Origin of the sequence: Streptomyces sp. 351MFTsu5.1 (assembly GCF_000383655.1) — a bacterium.
GTDB classification, from domain to species: Bacteria; Actinomycetota; Actinomycetes; order Streptomycetales; family Streptomycetaceae; genus Streptomyces; species Streptomyces griseorubiginosus.
On sequence record NZ_KB911800.1, the window covers coordinates 106,361 to 123,481 of the forward strand.

15 protein-coding genes are annotated in these 17,121 nt (G+C 70.3%); 6 read left to right on the forward strand and 9 right to left on the reverse strand.

Annotated features, from left to right (window positions below; translation table 11 throughout):
• Positions 1 to 21: 21 nt before the first annotated feature.
• The 3 genes from H295_RS0139015 to H295_RS0139025 all read right to left on the reverse strand — a co-directional run bounded on the left by H295_RS0139015 (position 22) and on the right by H295_RS0139025 (position 2,972).
• A complete protein-coding gene (locus H295_RS0139015; RefSeq protein WP_020140791.1) occupies positions 22 to 747 on the reverse strand; it encodes a DsbA family oxidoreductase in 726 nt (241 codons plus the stop codon).
• 103 nt (positions 748 to 850) lie between these two features.
• A complete protein-coding gene (locus tag H295_RS0139020) occupies positions 851 to 1,459 on the reverse strand; it encodes a DUF1349 domain-containing protein (protein WP_020140792.1) in 609 nt (202 codons plus the stop codon).
• 46 nt (positions 1,460 to 1,505) lie between these two features.
• Positions 1,506 to 2,972, reverse strand: a complete 1,467-nt coding sequence (locus tag H295_RS0139025; protein ID WP_020140793.1) for an aldehyde dehydrogenase (NADP(+)) — start codon at positions 2,970 to 2,972, stop codon at positions 1,506 to 1,508.
• 206 nt (positions 2,973 to 3,178) lie between these two features.
• Here H295_RS0139025 and H295_RS0139030 point away from each other — a divergent pair, with 206 nt between their 5' ends.
• The 3 genes from H295_RS0139030 to H295_RS0139040 all read left to right on the forward strand — a co-directional run bounded on the left by H295_RS0139030 (position 3,179) and on the right by H295_RS0139040 (position 5,982).
• A complete protein-coding gene (locus H295_RS0139030; protein ID WP_020121403.1) occupies positions 3,179 to 3,952 on the forward strand; it encodes an IclR family transcriptional regulator in 774 nt (257 codons plus the stop codon).
• A gap of 25 nt (positions 3,953 to 3,977) precedes the next feature.
• Positions 3,978 to 4,448 carry a GNAT family N-acetyltransferase gene (locus H295_RS0139035; protein WP_020140794.1) on the forward strand — a complete coding sequence of 157 codons (471 nt, stop codon included), beginning with the start codon at positions 3,978 to 3,980 and terminating at the stop codon, positions 4,446 to 4,448.
• A gap of 79 nt (positions 4,449 to 4,527) precedes the next feature.
• Positions 4,528 to 5,982, forward strand: coding sequence for a peptidoglycan D,D-transpeptidase FtsI family protein (locus H295_RS0139040; protein WP_020140795.1), 1,455 nt, complete (start codon positions 4,528 to 4,530; stop codon positions 5,980 to 5,982).
• Between the two features lie 13 nt (positions 5,983 to 5,995).
• Here H295_RS0139040 and H295_RS0139045 read toward each other — a convergent pair whose 3' ends face one another.
• Positions 5,996 to 7,399 carry an NCS2 family permease gene (locus H295_RS0139045; RefSeq protein WP_020140796.1) on the reverse strand — a complete coding sequence of 468 codons (1,404 nt, stop codon included), beginning with the start codon at positions 7,397 to 7,399 and terminating at the stop codon, positions 5,996 to 5,998.
• Positions 7,400 to 7,635: 236 nt separating this feature from the next.
• Here H295_RS0139045 and H295_RS0139050 point away from each other — a divergent pair, with 236 nt between their 5' ends.
• From H295_RS0139050 to H295_RS0139060, 3 genes are all read left to right on the forward strand, one after another.
• Positions 7,636 to 8,202 carry a SigE family RNA polymerase sigma factor gene (locus H295_RS0139050; protein ID WP_020140797.1) on the forward strand — a complete coding sequence of 189 codons (567 nt, stop codon included), beginning with the start codon at positions 7,636 to 7,638 and terminating at the stop codon, positions 8,200 to 8,202.
• Positions 8,199 to 9,053: a hypothetical protein gene (locus H295_RS0139055; RefSeq protein WP_020140798.1), complete on the forward strand. Its 855-nt coding sequence runs from the start codon at positions 8,199 to 8,201 to the stop codon at positions 9,051 to 9,053. The genes H295_RS0139050 and H295_RS0139055 overlap by 4 nt, the downstream gene beginning before the upstream one ends.
• 275 nt (positions 9,054 to 9,328) lie before the next feature.
• Positions 9,329 to 11,410 carry a family 43 glycosylhydrolase gene (locus tag H295_RS0139060; RefSeq protein WP_020140799.1) on the forward strand — a complete coding sequence of 694 codons (2,082 nt, stop codon included), beginning with the start codon at positions 9,329 to 9,331 and terminating at the stop codon, positions 11,408 to 11,410.
• A gap of 3 nt (positions 11,411 to 11,413) precedes the next feature.
• On the opposite strand, the gene H295_RS0139065 is transcribed toward H295_RS0139060, so the two are convergent.
• From H295_RS0139065 to H295_RS0139085, 5 genes are all read right to left on the reverse strand, one after another.
• Positions 11,414 to 12,211: an HAD family acid phosphatase gene (locus H295_RS0139065; RefSeq protein ID WP_028810158.1), complete on the reverse strand. Its 798-nt coding sequence runs from the start codon at positions 12,209 to 12,211 to the stop codon at positions 11,414 to 11,416.
• Between the two features lie 88 nt (positions 12,212 to 12,299).
• The gene (locus H295_RS0139070; protein WP_020140801.1) at positions 12,300 to 13,412 is read right to left on the reverse strand and encodes a right-handed parallel beta-helix repeat-containing protein; all 1,113 of its coding nucleotides are present in this window, start codon (positions 13,410 to 13,412) and stop codon (positions 12,300 to 12,302) included.
• Between the two features lie 62 nt (positions 13,413 to 13,474).
• On the reverse strand, positions 13,475 to 14,488 hold the full coding sequence (locus tag H295_RS0139075) for a pectinesterase family protein (RefSeq protein WP_020140802.1): 1,014 nt from the start codon (positions 14,486 to 14,488) through the stop codon (positions 13,475 to 13,477).
• Positions 14,488 to 15,627, reverse strand: coding sequence for a pectinesterase family protein (locus tag H295_RS0139080; protein WP_020140803.1), 1,140 nt, complete (start codon positions 15,625 to 15,627; stop codon positions 14,488 to 14,490). Before H295_RS0139080 ends, H295_RS0139075 begins: the two co-directional genes overlap by 1 nt.
• Before the next feature lie 149 nt (positions 15,628 to 15,776).
• Positions 15,777 to 17,096 (reverse strand): pectate lyase family protein, encoded by a 1,320-nt coding sequence (locus H295_RS0139085; protein WP_028810159.1) that lies wholly within the window; start codon positions 17,094 to 17,096, stop codon positions 15,777 to 15,779.
• Between the last annotated feature and the right edge of the window lie 25 nt (positions 17,097 to 17,121).

Consider the following 17,121-nt stretch of genomic DNA (forward strand, 5'->3'; position numbering starts at 1 on the left):
AGTGCTGCTGCGGTACGGCTGTCAGTGCTGCTGCGGTACCGCGCACCCGTCGGGGCCGCAGGCCTCGGCGTCCGCGGCGCCCTGGTCGATCAGCTGGAGCGGGGAGCGGTTGCCCCAGGCCTGGGTGAGGGCCTGGGTGAAGACCTCGGCGGGCTGGGCGCCGGAGACGCCGTACTTGCGGTCCAGGACGAAGAAGGGGACGCCGTTGGCGCCGAGCTCGGCGGCCTCGCGCTCGTCGGCGCGGACCTCGTCGGCGTAGGCGGTGGGGTCGGCGAGGACCGTGCGGACCTCGTCGGCGTCCAGTCCCGCCTCGACGGCGAGCTCCACGAGCCGCTCGTCGCCCTCGCTGAACAGGGAGCGCTCCTCCGCGAAGTTGGCCCGGTAGAAGATCTGGACCAGCTCGTCCTGCCGGCCCTTCTCCTTGGCGAGGTGGAGGAGGCGGTGCAGGTCGAAGGTGTTGCCGTGGTCGCGGTCACGGGTGCGGTAGTCGAGCCCCTCGGCCGCGGCCTGGGCACCGAGGTTCTCCTCGCCGGCCTGGGCCTGGGCCTGGCTCATGCCGTACTTCTTGCTGAGCATGGCGAGCACGGGCTGCACGTCGCCCTTTGCCCGGCCGGGGTCCAGCTCGAACGACCGGTGCACCACCTCCACGCCGTCGCGGTGCGGGAAGGCCTCCAGCGCCTTCTCGAAGCGGGCCTTGCCCACGTAGCACCAGGGGCAGGCGATGTCGCTCCAGATCTCGACGCGCATGGTTCGGCTCTCTCCAGGTCGGACGGTGACGGAGACTCCCTCCGCTTCGATGGGTGAACGTTCAAGCAGCGGGTTCCATTCCCCACCGACCGCGGAAGAACGCTCAGCTTCCGTCACGCAGGTCGTCCGGCCAGGCGTCCCTGAACTCGATGTGGTCGTAGGTCACCACGCAGCCCGCCCCCATCGGGGCCTGGGCCATGAAGCCGACCAGGGCCGCGCCGGTCTCCTTCTCGTCGCCCAGGGTGAACAGGCGGACGAAGGTCCAGCGCTCGCCGTCCCGGGAGGCGTGGAAGGCGAAGGCGCGGCCGGTGCGGCTGACCCGGAGCCAGACCGAACTGCCGTCCACCGTGAAGGAGTTGCAGTCGTCGGAGTGGCCGCGGGTGACCACCGTGCAGACGGTGGGCACGTCCGGGGAGTTCTCCAGGCAGAGCTTGGCCCAGGCCCGCTCGCCGACGTGGACGTACAGCACGCCCGCGTCGAACGAGCCGTTGAAGCCCACGGTGACGCGGGCTATCAGCTGGAAGTCGCCCTCGGGGGCGCCGAGCAGCCGCGGCGCGTCGGCGGCGGGTTCGAGCGACTCTCCGGTGGGCGGCACGAACCGGTCCTGCCGGGGGCCGGCCCAGCCGGAGAGAATGCCGTCCTCGTACGCCCAGTGTCCGTCGGGGCCGTAGGTGCGGAGCGGGAAGGGGAGTTCGGAGAGTTCGACGTCCATCCTCAGAGTTTTCCAGTTGCCTCCGCGCGGGCGGACCTCGGGTGGCCTAACGTTCGAGACGGTTGTCGAAACGGCGGGGCAGACCCAGCGGGTTGTCGTCCCGCAGCTCCGGCGGGAGCAGCGCCTCGGGGGCGTTCTGGTAGACCACCGGCCGCAGCCAGCGCTCGATCGCGGTACCGCCCACCGACGTCGAGGTGGACGTGGTCGCCGGGTACGGGCCGCCGTGGTGCTGGGCGGGGGCCACCGCGACTCCGGTCGGCCAGCCGTTCACGAGGACCCGGCCGGCCAGCGGGGTGAGTTCCGCGAGGATCTCCGCCCCACGGCCCTTTCCGGCCGCCTCCTCGGCGGACAGGTGGACGGTGGCCGTCAGGTTGCCGGGCAGCCGGGACAGCACCGCGCGCGCCTGGGCGTCGTCGTCGTAGCGGACCACCACGGTCACCGGGCCGAAGCACTCCTCCAGGAGCAGGTCGTACGCCCCCTCCTCGGTCAGCTTCTCCGCCGCCACGGTGAGGAAGCCCGCGCTGACCGTGTGCTCGCCGCCCGCGCCGGGCGTCACCGGGGAGTCGACCTCGGGGAGCCGCCTGCGCTCGGCGACCCCGGCGACGAAGTTGTCCCGCATGCGGTGGTCGAGGAGGACGCCCGCGTCGGTGTCGCTGACGGCGTCGGTCAGGGACTTCACCAGGCCGTCGCCCGCCGCGCCGGACGGCACGAGGACCAGGCCCGGCTTCACGCAGAACTGGCCGACCCCGAGGGTCATGGAGCCCGCCAGCCCGGCACCGATGGCCTCCGCCCGCTCGGCGGCCGCCTCCTCGGTGACCACGACGGGGTTCAGCGAGCCCAGCTCGCCGTGGAACGGGATCGGCACCGGACGCGCGGCCGCCGCGTCGAACAGGGCGCGACCGCCCTTCACCGAGCCGGTGAAGCCGGCCGCGGCGACCAGGGGGTGTCTGATCAGTTCGAGGCCTGCCTCGAAGCCGTGGACCAGGCCGAGGACACCGGCCGGGATGCCGTGCTCGGCCGCGGCCCGGCGCAGCACGGAGGCGACCAGCTCGGACAGGGCCGGGTGGTCGGGGTGGGCCTTGACGACGACCGGGTTTCCGGCCGCGAGGGCGCTCGCGGTGTCGCCGCCGGCGACGGAGAAGGCGAAGGGGAAGTTGGAGGCCGCGTAGACGGCGACGACGCCGAGGGGAACCTTGTAGCGGCGCAGGTCGGGGATGGGCGGGGTGGCGGTGTCGTCGGGGTGGTTGATCACCACGCCGAGGAACTCGCCCTCGTCGACGATGTCGGCGAAGGCCCGCAGCTGGTAGGCGGTGCGGGCGAGTTCGCCGGTGAGCCGGACCGGGCCGAGCGCGGTCTCGGCGTCGGCGGCCTCGACGAGGTGGTCCTCGGAGGCCTGGAGCAGGTCGGCGGCGGAGCGCAGGAAGGCCGCGCGGACGGCGCGGTCGGCGAGGGACGCGCGCGCGTCGTGCGCGGCGCGGACCGTGGCGTCCACCTCCTGGGCTGTGGCCTCCACCGCAACCTGTTCGCGCTGCTTCCCGGTTCGGGGGTCGACACTCCAGACTGGTGCTGCTGCCACCGCGGTCCCTCCACGTGTATCCGGGTCATCCACATCCGGGTCATCCACCAGGAACGTTCGATATGCTGAACGCTGTCTCTGGTGGTGAATATGCTGTCCGAGACTATATCTCTGGTTCTCGTCCAACGAAGGGGTCAAGGGCGATGTCGGCAGGCGAGACGGGCGGCGGTTCACAGGTCAAGTCCGCGGTACGGACGGTCGAACTGCTCGAATACTTCGCCGGGCGCCCCGGCATGCACTCCCTGGCCGCCGTCCAGGAGGCCGTCGGCTACCCCAAGTCCAGCCTCTACATGCTGCTGCGCACGCTGGTGGAGCTGGGCTGGGTGGAGACGGACGCGACGGGCACGCGGTACGGCATCGGGGTGCGGGCGCTGCTCGTCGGCACCTCCTACATCGACGGCGACGAGGTGGTCGCGGCGGCCCGGCCGACCCTGGACCGGCTCTCCGACGACACCACGGAGACCATCCACCTGGCGCGGCTGGACGGCACCAACGTCGTCTACCTGGCGACCCGGCAGTCCCAGCACTACCTGCGCCCCTTCACGAGAGTCGGCCGCCGCCTCCCGGCGCACTCCACCTCCCTCGGCAAGGCGCTGCTGAGCACGTACTCCGACGAGCAGGTCCGCAAGATGCTGCCGGAGACCCTGCCCGCGCTGACCGAGCACACCATCACCGACCGCGAGAAGCTCATCGAGGAGCTGCACCAGATCCGCGAGCAGGGCTTCTCGGTCGACCGCGAGGAGAACACCCTGGGCCTGCGCTGCTTCGGCGTGGCGATCCCCTACCGCACCCCCGCGCGGGACGCGATCAGCTGCTCGGTGCCGGTGGCGCGGCTGACCCCGGCCCACGAACAGCTGGTGAAGGACGCCCTGTTCGACGCCCGCGACCGGCTGACCCTGGCGACCCGCAGGCTCTGACAGACCCTGCCCCTAGGCTGGGCGCATGCAGATCGCGCTCCGAGAGGTTCACGACAGTGATCTGCCGGTCTTCTTCCGGCAGATGAACGATCCCGAGGCCCTGCACATGGCCGCGTTCACCCCGAAGGACCCGGGTGACCGGGACTCCTTCGACGCCCACTGGAAACGGATCAGGGCCTCGGACGCCGTGCACCGCACGGTGCTCGCGGACGGGGACGTGGTGGGCAGCGCGGCGGTGTACGGCGAACCGGGCGAGCGCGAGGTGACGTACTGGATCGACCGCGCCTACTGGGGGCGGGGCATCGCCACCGCCGCCCTGCGGGAGCTGCTCGTCCAGGTGCCCGAGCGGCCCCTGTACGCCCGGGCCGCCGCCGACAACGCGGGCTCGCTGCGGGTGCTCCACAAGTGCGGGTTCCGGGTGACCGCCGAGGCCTCGGGGTACGCCAACGCGCGCGGGGCGGAGATCGACGAGCTCGTGCTCGCGCTGGAGGCCTGAGACCGTCGTAGATGAGCGTCCGATGAGAAAGCGGACGGACGGGAACGACTCGCCGCCGCAGAATCGTCCTCTGGGTGGGATGAACAAGACGATCAGGCGCGCATCGGTCTTCTCGCTGCTCCTGGTGTTCGCTCTGCTGCTGCGGGCGACCTGGGTGCAGTTCTACGAGGGCCAGGCACTCGCGGACGACAAGGACAACCGGCGGAACGTCATCGAGACGTACTCCTCACCGCTCGGGAACATCATCGTGGCCGGAAAGGCGGTCACCGGTTCCGCGCGGACCGAGGACAGCGACCTCGCGTACAAGCGGACGTACACGAACGGCAAGCTGTACGCGGCGGTGACGGGTTACGCCTCGCAGGCCTACGCCCCCACCCAGCTGGAGGGCATCTACGCCGACCTCCTCAACGGCACGGACACCCGGCTGAAGACCGTCATGGACACCCTCACCAACCAGCGGGCCCAGCCCGGTGATGTGATCACGACGATCGACCCGGCCGTGCAGAAGGCGGCCTACGACACGCTCGGCGACAAGAAGGGCGCGGCCGTCGCCATCGACCCGACGACCGGCAAGATCCTCGCGGTCGTGTCGACGCCGTCGTACGACCCGTCCTCGCTGACGGACGCCAACACCGCGGCCGGCGCCTGGAAGCAGCTCAACGCCGACCCCGACAAGCCACTGACCAACCGCGCGCTGCGCCAGCCGCTGCCGCCCGGTTCGACGTTCAAGCTGGTGGTGGCCGCGGCCGCGCTGGAGGACGGTCTGTACTCCTCGGTGGACGAGAAGACCGACAGCCCGGACCCGTACACCCTGCCGGGCACGGTGACCCCGCTGGGGAACGAGAACTCCTCGGCGCCCTGCAAGGACGCCTCGATCCGGGTCGCGCTCGAGTACTCCTGCAACACCGTGTTCGCGAAGATGGCCGTGAACCTGGGCCAGGACAAGGTGCGGGCGATGGCCGAGAAGTTCGGCTTCAACAACGCCGAGCAGGACGTCCCGGTGCGGGCGTACGAGAGCGTCTACCCCTCGGACATGAACCAGTCCTCCACCGCTCTGACCGGCATCGGACAGTACGACGTCACCGCCACCCCCCTCCAGATGGCCATGGTCTCCGCGGCCATCGCCAACGGCGGCGAGCTGGTGACGCCTCACATGGTCTCGTCGATCACCGACAACGGCGGCGACGTCCTGAAGAACTACGACGACGAGGCGAAGACCACGCGGATCGTCAGCTCGCGGACCGCGGAGCAACTCCAGTCGGCGATGCAGTCGGTGGTCACGGACGGTACCGCCACCAACGCCCGGATCGACGGGGTCACGGTCGGCGGCAAGACGGGCACCGCCCAGCACGGCGAGAACAACAGCCAGACGCCGTACGCCTGGTTCACGTCCTGGGCGAAGGCCGGGGGCAAGGAGGTCGCCGTGGCGGTCGTGGTGGAGCAGTCGAACGCGGCCCGCTCGGAGGTCAGCGGCAACGGACTGGCCGCCCCCGTGGCCAAGGCCATGATGGAGGCGGCCGTCAGCAGGAACTGAACCGTTCCAGGGGTCACTTGACCCCGAGCACCTGCTCGATGGGGTCGATCGCGAAGTAGACCAGGAACAGCACCGAGGTCCCCCACAGCAGCCAGTGGATCTCCTTGGCCTTGCCGAGCACGGCCTTGATCACGACGTAGGCCAGGAAGCCCGCCCCGATGCCGTTCGTGATCGAGTACGTGAAGGGCATCACGGCGATGGTCAGGAACGCCGGGATCGCGATGTCGTACTGGTCCCACTCGATGTGCTTGACCTGCGTCATCATCAGGAACCCGACGGCGACGAGCGCGGGCGCGGCGGCCTGGAGCGGCACGATGGTCAGCAGCGGGGTCAGGAAGAGCGCCAGCGCGAACAGCCCACCGGTGACCAGGTTCGAGAAGCCCGTGCGCGAGCCCTCACCGACGCCGGCCGCCGACTCGATGTACGAGGTCGCGGAGGACGCGGACGCGGCGCCGCCGGCCACCGCCGCCGCCCCGTCGATGAGGAGCACCCGGCCCAGGTTGGGCACCTTCCCCTCCTCGTCCAGCAGGCCCGCCTCCGCGCTGATGCCGACGACCGTGCCCATGGTGTCGAAGAAGTCGGACAGGATCAGCGTGAAGATCAGCAGCACCACGGTGACCACGCCGACACCGGGTGCGTCGAAGGCGCCGAACAGGCTGAAGTGGCCGATCAGTCCGAAGTCGGGGGTGTCGACGATCTTGTCGGGCCACGCCGGGGTCGTCAGGCCCCAGGACTTGATGTCGGCGACGGAGTTGATGATCATCGCGAGGACCGTCATGGTCACGATGCTGATCAGGATGGCGCCCTTGACCTTGCGGGCGAGCAGCCCGACGGTCAGCAGCACGCCGAGGCAGAACACCAGGATCGGCCAGCCGCCGAGGGTGCCGGTGCCCCCGAGCTGCACCGGCACGGTGGTGTTCGCGGCGTCGGGGATCCGGCTGACGAATCCCGCGTCCACGAAGCCGATGAAGGCGATGAACAGCCCGATGCCTACGCTGATCGCCTGCTTGAGCGGTTGCGGGATGGCCCGCATGACGGCCTCCCGCAGTCCGGTGACCACGAGGACGCAGATCAGCAGCCCTTCCAGGACGACCAGCCCCATCGCGTCGTCCCAGCTCATCAGCGGGGCGATCTGGAAGGCGACGACGGCGTTCAGTCCGAGCCCGGCGGCGAGCGCGAGCGGCAGGTTGCCGCCCACGCCCATGATGATCGTCATCACCGCGGCCACCAGGGCCGTCGCGGTGGTCAGCTGGACGGCGTCCAGGTGGTGCCCGAACTTGTCCTTGGCGCTGCCGAGGATGATCGGGTTCAGGACGAGGATGTAGGCCATCGTGAAGAACGTGGCGAAGCCGCCGCGTATCTCCCGGGTGAAGGTGGATCCCCGTTCGGAGATCCTGAAGTACTGGTCGACGGACATGCCGGCGGCTCCCTGGTGCCTGAATGATCGATGTGCGGATGCTGGCTGGATTGTGCATGCCAAGAACCCGGTTCGGGTTTTCCCCGTGTTACGGAATCGGACCCGACGAGCCGGACGTCGTTCGAAGACCCGTACGAGAACCGCACATGCGCCACTGCTACGCTCCGGATCGTTCCGGCCCACCCGGAACGGTCACATGTCATCCACATGGCACACACCCGTGAGAGAGGTAGCCCGTGGGCACAGTCGTCGACGACGACGCCTCCGTGGAGTTCCATGCCTTCTTCGAGCGCCACTACGCCGAACTGTCCCGTCTCGCCCATCTGCTGACCGGGGAGTCGGACGCGGCGGACGACCTGGCGGCGGACGCGTTGCTGGCGCTGTGGCACCGCTGGGACCGGGTGCGCGCGGCCGACCACCCGGCGGCCTACGCGCGCGGGGTGGTCGCCAACCTGGCCCGCACCCGTATCCGCGGCACGGTCCGCGAGCGCCGCCGGATCGCCCTGTTCTGGCCCCAGCGCGAGGAGAAGGCCGAGAACCCGGACGTGGCGGGCGTGGTCGACGTGCGGGAGGCGCTGCGCAGGCTGCCGTTCCGCAAGCGGGCCTGTGTCGTGCTGCGGCACGCGTTCGATCTGTCCGAGAAGGACACCGCGCTGGCCCTCGGTGTGTCGGTCGGTACGGTGAAGAGCCAGACCTCGAAGGGGATGGCCGAGTTGCAGCGCCTGCTGGGCGTGCAGGACGCCCCGCTGAGGATGCGTGCGGCGATGGCGCGCACCGGTGAGGCCGGAGGAAGGGACCGATGACCATGCGGCGGGACGGGCACGGCGAACTGCGCGCCCGGCTGCGGGACGCGGCCGGTCAGCACGAGCCGGACCGTGAGCGGATCCTCGCCCGGGTCGAGCGCGGCATGGCGGAGCAGGGCCGCCCCGACCACCGGGCGACCCGGCCGCCGGTGTACGGCTGGGTGCGGGTGGTCGGCGCCTCGGCGGCGGTCGCCTGCGTCCTCGGGTTCGGCGGCTATGCGGTGGCGTCCGCCGTGAAGGACGAGCCGACCGCGCAGAAGTCGGTCGCCGCCACGGGCACGCCCGGCCCGTCACCCGACGCGACGAGCCGTCATCCCGCCCCGCCGGCGCATCCGACTCCGCGCGCCACCCCGACCCACGGCACGGAACGTCCGACCGGCACGCCCTCGCGCACGCCGGAGGCATCCCCCCGGGTACCGGCCTCCGGTACCGAGGACGGCCCGCTCCGGTCGGACGGCTCGGTGGACTCGAACAGCAATGAGTTCTGGGCGCAGAGCGATGTGACCCTCAGGACCTCCGAGCAACTGACCTCACTCACGGTCGAGGTGCGGATCGCGCAGACCGGCGGTGTCACCAGCACGGGTGCCTGGCGCTCGCTGCCCGAGGACGACTACACGCTCACGGTCGCCGAGAAGCACGGCTTCCTCGTCTACACCTGGGTGCTCAAGGACGGCCGTACGGTCCCGGCGGGCGAGTGGGTGTTCGCCGGGCAGTACAACCGCGGACGCGGCGACCGGGACGCGAAGGGCGACAACTACACGGCGACGGCGGCTACGAAGTCCGGCAAACTCTCCGTGAAGGGCGGCTTCACGGCGCAGGACGGCGGGGCGGCGGGCGCGGGGGGCTCGTAGCCGCCCGCGGGGGACGCGCAGGCTCCGCATGTGCAGGATTTCTCCCCTGGGGTAGAAGTGACACAACCTCATGTTCGATTAAGGCGTCTTTTCCAGTGCACAGACCTGTCGACCCGAGCCCCCCTCGGTCGACAGCTGCCGGCTGGAGCCCCCCTCGGGCCGGCACCAGAAGCGCCCCGCCTGTGACGACAGGCGGGGCGCTTCCTCGTTCCGGACCCGACAGAAACCCCCACACCCCCACACCCTCCGTCTCCGCACACTGAGGAGCCCCACCCGTGACCCGTCCCCGCTACGCCGGTTATCTCTTCGCCTACTTCACCGGCGAGGGCACCGCCGACGGCGAGCAGATCCGCTACGCCCTCAGCCGCGGCGACGACCCCCTGCACTGGCGCGAGCTGAACGGCGGTACGCCCGTCGTCACCTCCGCGATCGGCGAGAGGGGGCTGCGCGACCCGTTCCTGGTCCGCTCCCCCGAGGGCGACCGGTTCTTCCTGCTCGCCACGGACCTGCGGATGTACCAGGAGAGCAGCGGCAGCTGGGACGAGGTGCAGCGCAACGGCAGCAGGTCGATCGTGATCCTGGAGTCGACCGACCTGGTCCACTGGACGGAGCCACGGCTGGTGGAGGTCGCTCCCGAGGGCGCGGGCAACGCCTGGGCCCCTGAGGCCTGTTACGACCCCGGGCTCGGCGCGTACGTCGTCCACTGGGCGTCGAGGCTGCGCGGATCGGCGCACCACACCATGCTGTACGCGACCACGAAGGACTTCCGCGTCTTCAGCGCCCCTGAGGTCTGGCACGACCCCGGGCACTCGGTGATCGACTCGACGGTGCTGGAGCACGACGGCACCTACTACCGCTACACCAAGGACGAGCGGGATCCGGCGGCCGGTTCACCGGGGTCGAAGTTCATCACCGCCGAGAAGTCGCCGACGCTCACCGGCACTTCGTACGCGCCGGTCGCGGACTGCATCGGCGCCGGGGTGCTGAGCCGAGGCGAGGGGCCGATCGTCTTCCGGGCCAACTCCGGCGGGAAGTGGTACCTGTTCATCGACGAGTACGACGGCCGCGGGTACGTCCCCTTCGAGACCACCGACCTCGACTCGGGCAGGTGGACGCCGTGCACGGACCACCGGCTGCCCGCAAGTCCCCGCCACGGCTCGGTGCTTCCGGTGACGCGGGAGGAGTACGACCGGCTGCTGGCCGCGTATCCGGTCTCCGGGACGTCCGTCGTGGACGCCACGGCTGCCGGTCAGAAGGGGTACGCGATCGTCACGGAGGCGGCGGCGAAGGTCGTGCTGCCGATGCCGCCCGGCACCGATCTCACCCGCCTCGCACCGGAGTTGGCGGTCGCCGAGGGGGCCCGCGTGAGCCCCGCGTCCGGTACCCGCCGGGACTTCAGCACGCCGCAGACGTACACGGTGACGGCCCCGGACGGGACCAGCCGCCGCTGGACCGTCGAGGCCGTGCCGACCGGCAGTCCCGTCCTGCCCGGTCTGCACGCCGACCCGGACGTGCACCACCTGGACGGCGAGTACTGGATCCACCCGACCACGGACGGCTTCGACGGCTGGGGCGGCACCAGGTTCAAGGCGTACTCCTCCACGGACCTGGTCCACTGGAAGGACCACGGGGTGATCCTCGACCTCGGTACGGACGTGTCGTGGGCCGACACGTATGCGTGGGCGCCGGCGATCGCCGAGCGGGACGGGAGGTACTGGTTCTACTTCTGCGCCGAGCAGCAGATCGGCGTGGCGGTGGCGGACTCCCCCGCCGGGCCCTTCAGGGACGCGCTGGGCAAGCCACTGGTGGCGAAGGGCGGTTCACTGGAGGGCCAGATGATCGACCCGGCCGTCTTCACCGACGACGACGGGACGTCGTACCTCTACTGGGGCAACGGGCACGCCTACGTGGTGCCGCTGAACGACGACATGACCTCGTTCGACCCGGCGAAGGTCCGGGACATCACCCCGGACGACTTCCGCGAGGGGTCCTTCGTGATCAAGCGGCAGGGCATGTACTACTTCATGTGGTCCGAGGACGACACCCGCAGCGAGGACTACCGCGTCGCCTACGCGACGGGACCGTCCCCGCTCGGCCCGTGGACCAAGAGGGGGACGATCCTGTCCAAGCGTCCCGAGTACGGCATCCTCGCCACCGGCCACCACTCCGTGGTGAACGTCCCCGGCACCGACGACTGGTACATCGTCTACCACCGGTTCGCCCTGAACGGGCCGGGGCGGCCGGGCGGGGACGGCACGCACCGGGAGACCACCGTCGACCGCATGGAGTTCGCGACGGACGGTTCGATCAAGCCGGTGGTGCCGACCCTCGAAGGGATCCGGCCGGTGCGCAGGTGAGCCTCAGCTGACGAAGTACGTCGGGTTCGGGAGCTTGTACGTCCTGTCGGCGTAGCCGCCGTCGAGGTCGGAGTACTGGTCGCCGAAGTTGGCGATGATCTCGTACCCGAGGTCCTTCTCGATGTGCGCACGGGTACCGGCCTTGTACTGCACGGTGGTGCAGGTCCAGGTGCCCGGCGTGGCACAGGCGCTCAGGTAGGACGGCGGGTTCGCCTTGTCCTTGAGGAACACGTGGGCGGCGTCGAGGTTCACGTCGGCGCCGATCTTCTTCAGGTTCTCGACCGCGGCGGAGCGCTGGGCCTCGCTCAGCCCGGAGTTGTAGAAGACCTCGACACCCTTCTTCTCGGCGTACTGCACCAGCTCGGGGCTGCCGAAGACGGCCGGGCGGTCGGCCTTGTTGACGTAGTCGGCCCAAGTGGTCGCGTTGTAGGTGTAGTTGTAGCGCTTCTCGTAGTCGAGGCTGAGCAGCAGCGTGTCGTCGATGTCGAAGACGACCGCGGGCTTCTCGCCCCGGTGGTGCGCCTTGCGGGCGGCCTGGTCGATGTACTTCCTGGCCGCCTTGTCGATGGACGCCAGGTCCTTGGCGTAGGGGCTGGTGGGCGACGCCTGGTAGACACCGTTCGCGTCGGCCGCGGTGCCGTAGTAGGTGTCGATGTCCTTGACCAGGAGCCCGATGTTGTAGGGCTCGTGCGTGGAGTTCGCCGTGGACTGGCCGGCGGTGGCCGCACCGGCGCCGTAGAGGGCGCCGGCGGCGACGGCACACGCCGAGGCGACGGCGGCGATACGCAATGTCTTATGCATGACAGAGGTTCTACGCGCGTCACCGTGTCGGGCGCGAGACCCGCCCGGTAAAAAACGGGTCAAGCACCCCGGCATGCGGGCGGGCGGATCAGTTCATGGTCGCCCCGATGGTGGTGCTGCCCGTGGTCAGGAAGGTGGTGGCGGGCAGGGTGCCACTGGTGGAGCGGGCGTTGTACGTCGTCGAGGCGTCCGTCGACCGGAACGCGGGGGTGCCGATCCCGCTGTCCCAGTTGTTGCCGGACGAGGTCACCCTGGAGCCCTTGTTGACCGCGCCGCCGCCGTTGCTCACCGCGAGGTTCTTGCCGAGCTTCGCGGAGCTGGTGGCGAAGTAGTAGCCCCACTTGCTGTTGGCGTAGGCGGTGGTGCGGTTGAGGGCGAGGGCGCCGGTGTTGGAGTTCTCCGTGAAGCCGTTGCCCGCGTTGCCCCAGGCGGCGGAGTTGTTGACGACGTGCGCGACGACCTCGCCGTCACCCCCCAGCTTGTAGCCGTTGCCGTCGCCCGCGAAGGCGGAGTCGGACCAGCGGTTGACGCCGTTGCCCATGGACCAGGTGTGCTCGACGGTGACCGGCGAGGAGAAGGACCAGAAGTCGATCCCGTCGTCCGAGTTGTTGTAGAGGCGGGCCCCGGTGATGAGGTTGCCGGTGCCGGAGCCGAACTTCACGGCGATGCCGTCGGCGTTCTCGCCGTGGTTCGCGGCGTCGTAGTTGCCGTAACTGTCGATGTTCTTCACGGTGTTGCCGACCGTGCCGTCGCCGGTGAGCGTGAAGCCGGAGTCGCCGCCGTTGATGGTCTTGATGTTGTTCCAGACCGTGCCGGTGCAGGACTGGCAGACGACAGCGCTGTCCGGAGAGTTCTGGAAGGTGAGGTTGGAGACGTTCCAGTAGTCGGCGGTGAGCTTGAAGATCCAGGCCCCGGCGGGGAGGGAGGACCCGTCGATCTTCACGGTCTCCGAGCCGTACGCGGTGAGGGTGATCGGCGCGGAGGAGGTGCCGTTGGCCGTGGACTGGAGGGTGGCCGTCGGGCGGTAGGTGCCGCCGCGGACCTGGATGACGGTGCCGGCGGTGGCGTTCTTGACGGCGTTGGACAGGTCGGTGACGTTGCTGACGACCACCGTGGCGGCCTGCGCCTGGGTGGGGAGGACGGCGAGGCCGGAACCGAGGACGAGGGCGGCCGTGGCGATGAGAGCGGTACGACGAGACATGGGGGGGGCGGGTCCTTTCGTCGTGCTGTGCGGGTTTTGGGTGGGGTGTTGTGCGGGGTGCGTCAGGGACGCCAGTCGCCGAGGTAGGCGCGCCTGGTGTGCGACTCGGCCTCCTCGGGGGTGAGTTGGGGTCTGTTCTCCGGGACCGTGATCGCCGCGCCGGGGCCGGAGTTGCCGTACTCCCGGAAGCGCATGGTCTGCCAGGGGTACTGCTCGCGCATGTCGGTGTAGGGCGCGACCGGGTCGATGCCGGGGCCGATCCAGGAGTCCCGCACGACCAGTGAGGGCCAGGCGGTCGTCTCGTACGACGGCACCCACGGGCGGGCCAGCTTGTACGCCCCGTCCTCGGCGCCGGAGGTGATCCGGGAACGGACGACGAGGATGCCGCGCGGGTTGGCGCGGGCCGTGGAGGGGGCGAAGACCATGCCCTTGGGCGTGAAGGTCACGTCCCGCCGGAGCGTGCGGAAGTGGCACTCCTCGAAGACGGCGGTGGCCCGGCCGAAGACGAAGTCGACGTCTCCCTCGATGTAGCAGCGGCGGAAGTACTGGCGGTCGAAGGAGGCGAGCGCGGTCGTCTCGAGGAAGAGGGTGTCCTGGTGGGCCAGGAGACGGACGTTGTCGAAGTGGGTGCGGTCGCCGTAGGTGCAGGCCGCGACCGCCTGGGTGCCGGTGATGTCGGGGTGGTCGGCGCGCAGCCAGTCGTTGGCGAGGGTGAGGTCGCGGACGGTGAGGCCGGGGGCGGCGGAGGTGAAGGTGGCGGAACCCGCGGTGCCGTACGTGGTGCCGTCTGGCTTCTTGGTGCCGTTGGCGTTGTCGTACACGATCACGGCGGCACGGGGGTCACGGGCGGCGCCGCGCAGGGTCAACTCCGCTGCGGTCGCTGGGACGTTGACGACCTCGCGATAGGTGCCCGGGTGCACGACGATCGTCCAGCCGGGGCCGGTGACCGCGTCGACGGCGGCCTGGACGGAGTCGCCGGGGTGGACGTGGAGGACGCGGCGGGTACCGGCGCGGGCCGGGGTGGCCGCCGCGAGGGTGAGTCCGAGGCCGGCCGCGAGGAGGGTGCGCCGGTGCATCAGCAGACCTCCTTCCAGGGCCGCCAGTCGCCGAGATACTCCTCCCGTGTGGCCGACTCGGCCTGTGCGCGGGTGAGTTGGGGCCGGTTGCCCGGGACGGTGATCCGGGCGCCGGGGCCTGTGTTGCGGTACTCGGCGAACCGCTGGCTCTGCCAGGGGAACGCGTCCGACATGTCGGCGTAGGGGGCGACCGCGTCGACGCCGGAGCCGAGCCAGGTGTCGCGGACCGTCAGGCTCGGCCTCGCGGTGGTGTCCGAGCTGGGCACCCACGGCCGGGCCACCTTGTAGAAGGCGTCCGGCGCTTCACTGCTGACACGACTCCTGGTGACGAGGTAGCCGCGCGGGTTGGCGCCCGCTGTCGAGGGCGCGAACACGAAGCCGTACGGCGCCGCCGCGAGGTCGGTGCGGTTCAGGGTCCGGAAGTGGCAGTGCTCGTAGACGGCCGTGGCCCGCCCGAAGACGAAGTCGACGTCCCCCTCGGCGTAGCAGTGCGCGAAGTACTGGCGGGCGAAGGAGGTGAGGGCGATCGAGTCGGCGTACAGGGTGTCCTGGTGGCCGAGGAAGCGGCAGTGGTGGAAGGCGGAGCGGTCGCCCTGGACCTTGAGGGCGACGGCCTGGGTGCCGGTGATGTCGGGGTGGTCGGCGCGCAGCCAGTCGTTGGCGAAGGTGATCCAGCGGGCGGTGAAGCCGTCGGCCTGCACGGTCGTGGTGGCGGATCCGGTGGTGCCGTGGGTGCCGCCGCCGGGCTTCGGGGTGCCGGCGGCGTTGTCGTGGACGATGACCACGTCACGGGGGTCCTCGGAGGCGCCGATCCAGGTGAACTCGGTGCGGGTGACGTCGACGGCGACCGTCTCCCGGTAGGTGCCGGGGGCGAGGACCAGGGTCCGGCCGCTGCCGGTGGCGGCGGTGACCGCGTCCTTGACGGTGGTGTGGTCGCCTCGGCCGCGCGGGTCGACGTAGAGCGTCTGCGGGGTGAGGCGGGCGGCCGGGGACCCGAAACGGCCGAACGGATGCCGGTTGCGGTGGCCTGCGGCGCGGGCGGGGCTCGGTGTGACCGCGAGCGCGGCTGCCACGCCGGTGCCCGCGAGCAGGAAGCCCCTTCTGGACAGGGGGAGTCGGTCGTGGTGCGAGGAGGACATGCGGGTGCTCCTTGGGAACGCGGCTCTGGGGTGGGGTGCCTCGTGGGGGCGCCTCGCGTGAGGGGGTGGTTGAGGTGGGTGGCCGGGGCGGCCGCTGGATTCCGCCCCGGCCGGTCGGTGGGGGCCGGTGACAGCCGATGCGGCCGGTGTCAGCAGATGCGGCCCGCGCCCGCGCCGCGGTCGACGATCCCCGGGACCTTCTTCGGGGAGTCGACCTTCGTGCGCAGCGTCGGTGTCCAGCCCGCGCCGGACTCCAGGGTCTCGGCGGGGATCTCCGCGTTGTGGACGGCGATCAGGTCGGTGGGCTTGCCGTTGACGTAGTTGTCGGCGGCGGTGAGCGGTGAGACGTTCCACCGCTTGAGCACCTTGGCCGCGCTGATCCCGGCAGGCAGCGTGAACGCGTTGTGCTCGGCGACGAGTTGGGACTCCTTGCCGATGCCGAAGCTGTACACGTAGTCGCTGTTCGCCACGAAGTGGTTGTTGTACGAGTCGACCTGTCCGAAGCGGACCCGGGGCGCGCGCTCGACCAGGTTCGAGAACAGGTTGTGGTGGAAGGTGACCTTGAGCTTGCCCCGGTCCCCCGCTGCCGTCGACTCGCTGTCGCTGTTGCCGATCAGGATCGTCTTGTCGTGCTCGGTGAAGACGTTCCAGGAGGCGGTGACGAGGTTCGCACCCCGCACGATGTCCAGCTCGCCGTCGTGCTGCTGGTAGAGCATGCCGAAATAGGTGGGCGCCGCGCTGTCGGGGTGGGAGCCGTCCGTGAAGGTGTTGTGGTCCAGCCAGACGTGGCTGGAGCCGTAGACGACGGCGGTGTCGTACTCGGAGTTCCAGTTTCCGGTGGAGCCGTCCGTCGGGTCCCACTGCGGGAAGCAGTCGATCGGGCTCTCGAAGGTCAGGTTGCGGACGATGACGTTGTCGACGCCCTTGATCTGTAGGCTCGCGCCCTTGAACCCGGCGTCGCGGCCGATGCCGATGATCGTGGTGTTGGCGGGGACGTTCGCCTTGATGGTCTGGTCCTGGTTGGCGGCCGAGGCGCGGCGCAGGCCCTCGGGGCTGTCGTCGGGCTCGGCGCTCAGGTCGGTGTCCAGGCCCCAGGCCTCGGGCGAGTACTTCGCCAGGTAGGCGTCGAAGTCGTACCCGGGCGCGGCGAGCGAGTCGCACCCTTCCGACACGGCGTCGATGGTGCCCTTGACCTTGATGATCTTCGGTGCGCTGCCGTCGGCGGCGAGGGCGGCCTTGAACCCGGCCCAGTCGCTGACGGTGTGGACGTGGGCGGCGTCGGCGGCCGCGCCTCCGGTGGTGCCGGTGCCGTAGGAGCCCCAGCCGTCACCGGCGGCGAGGGTGTCGCGGGCCGTGTCGTGGGCCTTGGCCTGGGCGGTGGTGCCGGTGACCGCGAGGACCAGGGCGGTGCAGCCCGCCACGGCCAGGGTCTTTGTTATGACATGGGCATGCCATATCTGTGTGTTCATGATGCGGCTCGCTTTCGACTGTGAA

Excerpts from the sequence above, each read along its gene's own strand:
- H295_RS0139015 (WP_020140791.1), bottom strand. The coding sequence starts at position 747 with ATGCGCGTCGAGATCTGGAGCGACATCGCCTGCCCCTGGTGCTACGTG.
- H295_RS0139020 (WP_020140792.1), bottom strand. The coding sequence starts at position 1,459 with ATGGACGTCGAACTCTCCGAACTCCCCTTCCCGCTCCGCACCTACGGC.
- H295_RS0139030 (WP_020121403.1), top strand. The coding sequence starts at position 3,179 with ATGTCGGCAGGCGAGACGGGCGGCGGTTCACAGGTCAAGTCCGCGGTA.
- H295_RS0139035 (WP_020140794.1), top strand. The coding sequence starts at position 3,978 with ATGCAGATCGCGCTCCGAGAGGTTCACGACAGTGATCTGCCGGTCTTC.
- H295_RS0139040 (WP_020140795.1), top strand. The coding sequence starts at position 4,528 with ATGAACAAGACGATCAGGCGCGCATCGGTCTTCTCGCTGCTCCTGGTG.
- H295_RS0139045 (WP_020140796.1), bottom strand. The coding sequence starts at position 7,399 with ATGTCCGTCGACCAGTACTTCAGGATCTCCGAACGGGGATCCACCTTC.
- H295_RS0139055 (WP_020140798.1), top strand. The coding sequence starts at position 8,199 with ATGACCATGCGGCGGGACGGGCACGGCGAACTGCGCGCCCGGCTGCGG.
- H295_RS0139065 (WP_028810158.1), bottom strand. The coding sequence starts at position 12,211 with ATGCATAAGACATTGCGTATCGCCGCCGTCGCCTCGGCGTGTGCCGTC.
- H295_RS0139070 (WP_020140801.1), bottom strand. The coding sequence starts at position 13,412 with ATGTCTCGTCGTACCGCTCTCATCGCCACGGCCGCCCTCGTCCTCGGT.
- H295_RS0139075 (WP_020140802.1), bottom strand. The coding sequence starts at position 14,488 with ATGCACCGGCGCACCCTCCTCGCGGCCGGCCTCGGACTCACCCTCGCG.
- H295_RS0139080 (WP_020140803.1), bottom strand. The coding sequence starts at position 15,627 with ATGTCCTCCTCGCACCACGACCGACTCCCCCTGTCCAGAAGGGGCTTC.
- H295_RS0139085 (WP_028810159.1), bottom strand. The coding sequence starts at position 17,096 with ATGAACACACAGATATGGCATGCCCATGTCATAACAAAGACCCTGGCC.